Raw genomic sequence first — 8,692 nt, forward strand, 5'->3', positions numbered from 1 at the left:
TGCGCTTGGCTCCATCATAGCCCGCCCGCTCGCCGCTTTCCGGCAAGGAGCGTAGCGTGCGGCTGTTCAGGATGGCAGCGCTGGCTGCGCCTTTCGACCGGCCGCCAGGCGGGTGTCATAGCGGTTCTCGCGGTAGGCGGTGCCGTTGTGTGGCCGCAGGCAAAGGCGGCCCAGTCCAGCGCCACCAAGTGCCGCGCGCCGCTCTCCGCCATGGCGGCCACGAAGGCCTCCACGTTGGTGAAGCCCGCCGCTCTCGCACGAGAAGCGGTGCGCCTCGAACAGGATGGCCGGCCGGAGCCATCGGTCAGGAAGCCACCGAGGCCGCCGGTCTCGACCTCACAGTGCTGCCGACGAAGTACTTTTAGGAGCTGGCGCGGTTGCGCTGCATCTGCACGGCGGTAACCTCCTGTCAGCAGACACTCTGCTCCACAATTGGGAGGAAAACTCATGCATCGACGCTCGCTCCTACTTGCAACTGGAACAGCCGCGCTGTCGCTGGCAATGCCAAAGGTCTCCCGGAGTGCTGCAGGCCGCACGCTGCGCCACGTTCCGCATGTAGACCTGGCTTTTCTTGATCCGCACTGGACCACGGCCAACATCACCCGAAACCATGGCTTCATGGTCTTCGACACGCTCTACGGACAAGACGAAAACTACGCCGCCGCCCCTCAAATGGTCGAAGGCCACGTTGTTGAGAATGACGGCAAGCTCTGGACGCTGCGTCTGCGGGAGGGGCTGCTCTGGCACGATGGAGAAAGAGTGCTTGCGCGGGACTGCGTCGCCAGCATCCGCCGCTGGGCACAGCGTGATGCCTTTGGCGGCGCCCTGATGCGGGCAACGGATGAGCTTTCTGCGCCTGATGACCGGACTATCCGCTTCCGTTTGAAGAAGCCTTTTCCGCTTCTTCCTGATGCACTGGGCAAGTCGCCCGTCTACATGCCGGCGATGATGCCAGAGCGCTTGGCCAAGACTGACGCCATGCAGCAGATCACCGAGATCGTCGGCAGCGGGCCCTTCCGCTACAAGGCGGATGAGCGGCTGCAGGGATCGCGCAACGTTTATGAGCGATTCGCGGGCTACAAGCCGCGAGAGAGCGGCACGCCGAGCGGCACGGCCGGTCCCAAGGTTGCTTATTTTGACCGCGTCGAATGGACCACGATCACCGATGCTTCCACCGCGGCCGCGGCGATGCAGTCGGGTGAGCAGGATTGGTGGGAGCACGCCAATCATGACCTCCTGCCCGTATTGCGGCGCAGCCGCTCGATCAAGGTCGAGGTGGTGGATCCGGCCGGCATCCTGTCGATGATGCGGCCCAACCACCTCCAGCCGCCCTTCGACAATCCGGAGATCCGCCGCATCGTCATGCGCGCGATCGACCAGGAATCCTACATGCAGGCGATCGTCGGAGACGATCCTTCGATGTACCACACGCCCATCGGCGTCTTCTGCCCAGGCACTCCGATGGCGAGCGATGCCGGGCTGGAGCCGCTGCGCGGCCCCCGCAACTACGACAAGGTCAAAGCGGATCTCAAGGCGGCAGGCTATGCAGGCGAGAAAGTCGTGCTGCTTGTGCCCAGCGATTACGCCGTCATCAAGCCGCTCGGCGACGTGGCGGCGGACATGTTCAGCAAGATCGGCATGAACGTGGAATACGTATCGACCGACTGGGGCACGCTGCTGCAGCGGCGCACCAACAAGGGCCCTGTGGAGCAGGGCGGCTGGAACTGCTTCGTGACGAACTGGAATGGCACGGACTGGATGACGCCGGCCACACATATTGCCATGCGCGGAACCGGCGAGGCCGGCTATGCCGGCTGGTCCACGAGCCCGCGGACGGAGGAGCTCTACGAAGCTTGGTACGAGGCGCCCGACGATGCTGCACGGGCCAGGATCTGCCAGGATATTCAGCGCCAGTGCATGACAGACGTGCCCTTCTACCCTCTCGGGCAGATGCGGCAGCCGAGCGCGTGGCGCAATAACATCACTGGGGTCCTTGGCGGCTTTGCCAAGTTCTGGAACGTCCGTCCGGCCTGAGCCGCCGTACGGGAGAGGCCGCGCGGGAGATCTCGCGCGGCAGAAGGCGAAGGCCAGGAGGGTGGTGGAGTTGGACGAGATCTGCTTTCTGTCAGCCACGGCGCTGGGTCAGCGTTACGCGGCAGGCAATCTGTCGCCGGTGGAGGTTGCCGAGCGGCATCTGGCACGTCTTGAGGTGCTGGAGCCGGCGCTGAACGCCTTCCAGGCGGTGGACCGGGAGGGTGCCCTCCACGCAGCGCAGGAGGCCGCCCAGCGTTGGCGGCAGCGGGCGACCCGCGGCCCTCTGGATGGCGTGCCCGTCACGATCAAAGACAATGTGGACATGAAGGGATGGCCGACGCGTAACGGGTCGACCACCTCCTCGGCCATCCCGGCAGCCGAAGATGCGCCCGTGGTTGCGCGCCTGCGAGAGGCCGGGGCGGTGATCCTGGGAAAAACGACCACGCCGGAGTTTGCCTGGAAAGGCATCACGGACAGTCGGCTCAAAGGCTTCACACGCAATCCATGGGCGCTCGACCGCTCCAGCGGCGGCTCTTCCGGCGGGGCGGCGGCAGCCTTGGCTGCCGGCATTGGCACCATTGCCCACGGCAACGATGCCGGTGGGTCCATCCGCATTCCCGCCAGCTTCTGCGGCCTCTTCGGCTTCAAGCCTAGCTTTGGGCGGGTGCCGCATCACCCGGCCGAGGGCATTTTTGCGACATTGAATGCGGGCGGGCCGCTCACGCGCAACGTCGCCGATGCGGCACTTGCTCTGCAAGTCATGGCACAGACGGACCGTCGCGACTGGTACGCCCTGCCGGAGCCGCCGGAGCACTGGCTCACTGCGCTGCGCCCGAGGCTGCAGGGCCTGCGCCTGGCCTACGCACCAAACCTCGGCGGGGTAGAGCCCGACCGGGACGTGCGCGCCTGCCTGGAGCAGGCCATGGCCTGTCTGCGCGAGGCGGGTGCTCATATCGAAGATGTCGGGCCGGTGATCCAGCCACTCCAGCCTGTCTTTGAGGATTTCTGGGTCGCAGGCTTCGCGCATCTGCTGCGAGGCGTGCCACGGGAACGCTGGGGCGAGCTTGACCCTGAGTTCCGTCGGATTGCCGAACGGGGCCTCGACTTGAGCGCCGAGCGGCTGCTCGCCGGCGAAGCGGCACGCGCGCGGCTCCATCGGTGCTTTGCAGCGCTGCATGAGAACCACGACCTGCTGCTGACTCCAACGGCGCCACATGTCGCGCCGCCGGTCGAGACTGTGTATCACTCCCCGGCCTATGATCGCTGGCGCGACGGCGTGGCCTACACCTTGCCCTTCAACCTGACCGGGCAGCCTGCCGCGTCCATTCCCTGCGGCGTGTCGAGAGCGGGCCTGCCTGTTGGCCTGCAGGTGGTGGGGCCCAGATATGGCGAGAGGCTGGTGTTGGAGAGCTGCCTGGCGGCCGAGGCGCTGCTGCAGCAGCCGGTGCCGCATCCACACTTGCTGGCGAATTTGGAGGGGCTTGGCTGCTGAAGCCCGTTCACAGTGCCTTTTGTTTTGTTGAAGCCTTATGGTGGGCTGGAGCGCTGGAGCGGCATCTGGGATCTGGTTACGAGGTCATCGATGCGCGGGATGACGAAGCCGGCGGTACGGGTTGCGCGTGAAGCGCTGGCCGTCGGGCGGCGAAGCTTGCCGGCCTATGGCAGCCGGACCTCCCGGCATCGGGCGCAGCATCATTGCCCTGAACCGGCGGAACACTGGACGGCGCTGGCCAAAGACGCTCTGCCGGCATGCTCTCCGCCAGCACTTCCCTCGCCCCATCTACAACCAGCGCTGGCGCATCGAGAACGGCTTCAGCCAGCACAAGCGCCGCCTCGGCTCCGCCCTGACCGCGCGTGGCCATCAGGCTCAGCGGCGTGAACTCGTTCTGCGCGTCCTCACCCGCAACCTCATGATCCTCAGAGGTTGGTCAGGAAGATTTCAGCAGAGCAGGAGGCACTGTCAGGCTGCCGGCAGGAAAAAGCTGCCTGTCCCCTGCCCGGGTTAGGGTCACCAATGGTCGTGCTCAGGTGGCCGGCGGGGTTATTGTCGGGCGGGATAGCGCCAGTCCCTGAGCAAGACATGGCAGCGGGCCATTGGCGGCGAAATGCACCGCTACCCGCGCGGTGCTGGGCCAACGGCCTTGCAACCTGCCAAAGCCCAAATTGATCGGCTCGCCATCCTGTCGGTGCTAGGATGCCCACTTCACGTGAGAGTGCCGCCTTTGATCGAACAGTACGGCTGGTCCGACGCGCTGCAACTGGAGTTCGAGCCGCATGCGCGCGCCGGTCACCTCCCCGGGCGTATCATCGTCCAGCAGCGCGAAGCGCATCTGGTGGTCACGGATGGCGGCAACCTGAGCGCCAGGCTATCCGGCCGCCTGCGCCACGAGGCTCGGGAGGCAGGCCATCCGGCCGCCGGCGACTGGGTGGCGCTGTCGGCAAAGCCTGGCGAGGGCAAGGCCACCATCCATGCCGTCCTGCCTCGCCGCACGGCCTTTGTGCGCCGGGCGGCCGACAGCGTGCAGACGCTGCAGGTCATCGCCGCCAATATCGACGTCGTCTTCGTCGTCACCTCGATGAACGCCGACCTCAATCCGCGCCGGCTTGAGCGCTTCCTCGCCGCTGCCTGGCAGAGCGGTGCGCGGCCGGTGGTGGTGCTGACCAAGGCCGATCTGTGCGAGCAGCCCGAAAGCCAGGCCGCCGAGATAGCCGCCCTGGCGGCAGGCTGCCCGGTGCTTGTCGTCTCGGCGCGTCAAGAGCTGGGCCTGGACGCTTTGATGGAACACATCTCGCCGGGCGAGACCTGTGTGTTGATCGGCTCGTCGGGCGTCGGCAAATCCACTCTGGTGAACGCCCTGCTGGGTGAGGAGCGGATGGCGACCCAGGAAATCCGCGCCGCCGATGCCCGGGGGCGCCACACCACCAGCCACCGGCAGCTCATCCTGCTCCCCGGTGGAGGGCTGATCCTCGACACGCCCGGCATACGTGAAGTGGGCTTGGTGGACGCGGATGAAGGTCTCAGCACGGTCTTCGACGACATAGAACAGCTTGCCCGGAATTGCCGGTTCCGCGACTGCGGGCACAGCAGCGAACCAGGCTGCGCGGTGCGCGGGGCGCTGGAGGAAGGCCGTCTCGACGCCGGCCGCTGGGCGCATTTCCAGAAGCTGAGCCAGGAGCTGGCAGCCTTGGGGGTAAAGAAGGACCGGATGGCGCAGGAGGTCGAACGCCGCCGTCAGGCCATGCTGCAGAGAGTGTACCGGTCCGCGAAGAAAGACCTGCGCTCGTAGGCCCTGTCGGCGGCCAGGGCACCGGGGTCCGGGCGCATTGCGCAAGGAAACCGGCTTTGCCCGACCGCGCCGCTCGCTCCATACACGCCCGGGCCATCCTGTGCCGCAGCGACGCGCCCGCTGCTATCAGGGTTTCGCCGCGCCCAGGCGCCAGAGCGAGGTCGTCTCCTGAAGCCGCGCCGCGTGCAGCGGGTCGCTGGCGTCGAAGGCCTTGCCATGGCGCGGCCGGGTGTCGAGCCGATCGATGACCACCAGGCCGGCCGCCTCGATCATGCCCAGCAACTGGTCGCGGCTGCGCAGGCCCAGATGTTCCGCAAGGTCGGACAGGATCAGCCAGCCTTCTCCGCCCGGCAACAGATGCGCCGCCAATCCGCCCAGGAAGCCGCGCAGCATGCGGCTGTCCGGGTCATACACCGCCTGCTCAAGGGTCGAGGACGCCTTGCCGGGCAGCCAGGGCGGATTGCACACCGCCAGGGCGGCGCGCCCCGGCGGGAACAGGTCGGCCTCCTGGACCGCCACCTGCCCTGAGAGGCCCAGCCGCTCGATATTGGCGCGGGCACAGGCCAAGGCGCGCGGCGACAGGTCGGAGGCGATGACCATCGGCATGCCGCGCCGGGCCAGAATGGCGGCCAGCACGCCGGTGCCGGTGCCGATATCGAAGGCGGTCCCGCCCATCGGCAATGGTGCGCGTGCGGCCAGATCGAGGTATTCGCCGCGGATCGGTGAGAACACGCCGAAATCCGGGTGAATCGTCTCGCCCGCCAGAGCCGGGACCGGCACGCCGTTGCGGTGCCATTCATAGGCACCCACCATGCCCTGCAACTCGCGCAGCGATACGACGGCGTTGCCTTCCGGCAGGTCGAGCGCATGGCGCAGGGCCGCGCGCACATCCGGCGCGCGCCGCAGGGGAATCGCCTGGGCGGCATCGAGCGGGATCAGCACCATGCCCAGGGTGCGCGCCCGGCGCGCCTGGCCCTGCCGGTAGCGGTTGAAGCGCTCGCGCATGGGCATGTCATCGGGCAGGCGGCTGCGTTCCGTCTGCTTGTTGAGGCGGCGCGTCATCGCCTGGAGCAGCTGCCGGGCGTTCTGGAAATCGCCGCCCCACAGCAGCCCGACGCTCTCGGAGGCCAGACGGAAGGCATCGTCGGCGCGGATCGTGTCATCGACGGCGACGACGCGGCGGGGAGGGAGAGCGCCCGACCCGGACAGCCAGGCCGCGTCATGAGCGGCGGTGCCTGCGGTCCATTCCAGACGGGGAACACTCATGCGCACTGCGACGCGCGCACGGCGCACAAGGAGACAAAGGGGGGCATCAGCGGCATCTCTTACTTGGAAAATCAAATTTAACGCGGTCCGCCCGACGCCACAGCGGACCATGGCTCTGAACCGGGGCGGTTTCTCCCGTGGCGGGGAGCGAGGTCGAAGCAGGATGGGATAGGTTACGAGCCATAAGGCGAGAGGGGGACACCGTCTACTGGTGCCGAAAGCCCGCTTTCAGGCATCCTCGACTTAAGGTTGTTGCCGGCAAGGGGCGCATAGCGTCTATCGCGGCAAATGCTAGCCGGTAGCCTGACGGGCGCCCGGTTCAAGGGGTCAGATCCTCGCCGCCGCCACCCAGTATGGAATCGCTCCGCAAATTACATAGCTTGTCCGGCATGCTTTGCGCTGCTGAGCCACTTCACAGCTCGTGCTTGGTTTCTTGGGGCGAGAAGCGGATTACTGCCCGCAAGCCGCTTGCGGCGAAGTCCAGGGTAACCCTTGCTCCTGGTCCAAGGTCGTGCAGCAGGGCACGTTCAAGGAGCCGGGTTCCGAAGCCTCGCCTTGTAGGCGGTCCGCAAACAAGCGGCCCACCCGTCTCCGTCCATTCGATTTCCCCGCTCAGGCCGGCCGGGGCGGCACAGCACCTGACTTCGACGCGACCTCCGGGCACGGATAGGGCACCATGCTTGACAGCATTCACGGCCAACTCATGCAAAGCCATGGCGAGCGCCTGAGCCTGACCTGGTGCCGTCCGCGGTATCGGAAGGTCGCAGGGGCAACTCACCACGAGGCGCGGCTCGGCCGCCTGCTCGTCGGCAGCGAGCCAGGGAGCCAAGCCGGCCGTCACGACGGCGCCCAGCGCGGCACCTTCCCACGAGAAGGCCGTCAGCAGGTCATGTGCCCGCGCCAGAGCCTGCAGGCGCGAGGTGAAAGCCTCGGTGAAGCGCGCAGGGTCTGCACCGGCATCGCTGCGCGCGGTCTGGAAAGCGAGCGACTGCACGGTTGCGAGAGCATTCTTGGCACGGTGGTCCAACTCGGCGACGACGAGCCGCAAGCGGCGCTCGCTGTCCACCAGGGCGGCGGTCGCCGCACGTCGGCGGCGAGCCTCGTCGAGATGCGCGAGCGCCAGCGCATCGGCTTCCGGCAGGCCCAGGCCGGCTGGCGCCGGACCAGGATCGTTGTCGTCCGGTGCGGCGGTGCGGCGGAGAAGGTCCCGAATCGGCTGCAGGACGCCGCGAGCGATCCAGTGGGTGTAGGCGAGCCCCAGAGTGAGCAGCGCCAGCCCCACGAAGAGTGATGTCACCGCGGCCCGCCGCGCCGGTCGTGCAAGGTCTGCCACCGGAACCGCGACCGCAACGCCCCAGCCCAGCTCGGGTACCCGGCTGAAAGAGGTCAGTGTGCGGGCTCCCTCCGGAGACGAGGATTCGGCGATCACCTCCGTATTGCCTGACAACCAGGCCTTCCGCATGTCGGGCGCCACTGGGCTCCCAATATAGCGCTCGGAAGACGGCACGCTGGCAACGACGACGCCGGCCCGATCAAAGATCGCGATGGTCCATCCAGGATCAGGAAGCTGTCGTCGAACCAGGGGCTCGAAGGCATCGAGCGTGGGGTTCAGCGCGAGCACCAAGACGACCCGCCCATCCGCGTCCCGCACCGGCACTTCGACAGCCACGAGGGGCCGGCGCAGCACAATTCCGAAGTAGATGTCCGAGACAGACGGGCGACCGGTGGCAAAGACCTGGCGCTGGTTTTCCAGGTACTGTCGCACCGGTAAGGGCGCGCCGGGCGCCAGAGCCGTATTGAGTACCTGCTGTCCGTTCTCGCGCAGAAGCAGGATGTTGGAGCCTGGCGCCTGCTGAGCGACCACGGCTTCAGCCTGCGCACGAAAGGTGGTCAGATCCCCGTCCACGAGCGAGCGCGACAGAGCAAGGACCTGGAGCACAGCAATGCGGGCGCGGATCTCACCCTCGACGGACAGCGCCAAGCCGCGTGCAAGGTCGAGCGCCTGCTGGTGACCAGCCCCCATCAACTGTTCCGGGCAAGATTTTAGTGGAGCATGGTCAGAGGCGGCGGCGATGAGCCATTGGAACCGGGGTGGGGCACTGGTC

General features: G+C 67.0%; 6 protein-coding genes and 1 pseudogene. 4 read left to right on the plus strand and 3 right to left on the minus strand.

From position 1 onward, the window contains the following. Window positions 1–82: pseudogene (locus tag ACFOY6_RS23160) on the minus strand (IS5/IS1182 family transposase); the annotation flags it as partial. Window positions 83–447: 365 nt separating this feature from the next. Here ACFOY6_RS23160 and ACFOY6_RS23165 point away from each other — a divergent pair. The 4 genes from ACFOY6_RS23165 (at window position 448) to rsgA (ending at window position 5,321) form a co-directional block, all read left to right on the plus strand. Further along, window positions 448–2,034, plus strand: coding sequence for an ABC transporter substrate-binding protein (locus tag ACFOY6_RS23165; RefSeq protein ID WP_379639113.1), 1,587 nt, complete (start codon window positions 448–450; stop codon window positions 2,032–2,034). A gap of 70 nt (window positions 2,035–2,104) precedes the next feature. Beyond that, window positions 2,105–3,526, plus strand: coding sequence for an amidase (locus tag ACFOY6_RS23170; RefSeq protein ID WP_379652369.1), 1,422 nt, complete (start codon window positions 2,105–2,107; stop codon window positions 3,524–3,526). A gap of 166 nt (window positions 3,527–3,692) precedes the next feature. Beyond that, window positions 3,693–4,040, plus strand: coding sequence for a transposase (locus tag ACFOY6_RS23175; protein WP_379639429.1), 348 nt, complete (start codon window positions 3,693–3,695; stop codon window positions 4,038–4,040). A 216-nt stretch (window positions 4,041–4,256) separates the two neighbouring features. Continuing rightward, complete coding sequence (gene rsgA / locus ACFOY6_RS23180; protein ID WP_379652370.1) at window positions 4,257–5,321, plus strand: ribosome small subunit-dependent GTPase A; 1,065 nt, start codon at window positions 4,257–4,259, stop codon at window positions 5,319–5,321. A gap of 126 nt (window positions 5,322–5,447) precedes the next feature. Here the strand turns inward: rsgA and ACFOY6_RS23185 are convergent, their stop codons facing one another. Then, entirely contained in the window at window positions 5,448–6,698 is a 1,251-nt protein-coding gene (locus tag ACFOY6_RS23185) for a methyltransferase (RefSeq protein WP_379652371.1), read from the minus strand. A gap of 301 nt (window positions 6,699–6,999) precedes the next feature. Further along, window positions 7,000–8,692: sensor histidine kinase (locus tag ACFOY6_RS23190; RefSeq protein WP_379652372.1), on the minus strand; the 1,693-nt coding region annotated here is incomplete at its 5' end.

It is taken from the genome of Teichococcus aestuarii (genome assembly GCF_042651065.1).
Lineage (GTDB): Bacteria > Pseudomonadota > Alphaproteobacteria > Acetobacterales > Acetobacteraceae > Pseudoroseomonas > Pseudoroseomonas aestuarii.

Bases quoted from the DNA above. Each gene is read 5' to 3' on its own strand.
- ACFOY6_RS23165 (WP_379639113.1), top strand. From the start codon at position 448: ATGCATCGACGCTCGCTCCTACTTGCAACTGGAACAGCCGCGCTGTCG.
- ACFOY6_RS23175 (WP_379639429.1), top strand. From the start codon at position 3,693: ATGGCAGCCGGACCTCCCGGCATCGGGCGCAGCATCATTGCCCTGAAC.
- ACFOY6_RS23185 (WP_379652371.1), bottom strand. From the start codon at position 6,698: ATGGTCCGCTGTGGCGTCGGGCGGACCGCGTTAAATTTGATTTTCCAA.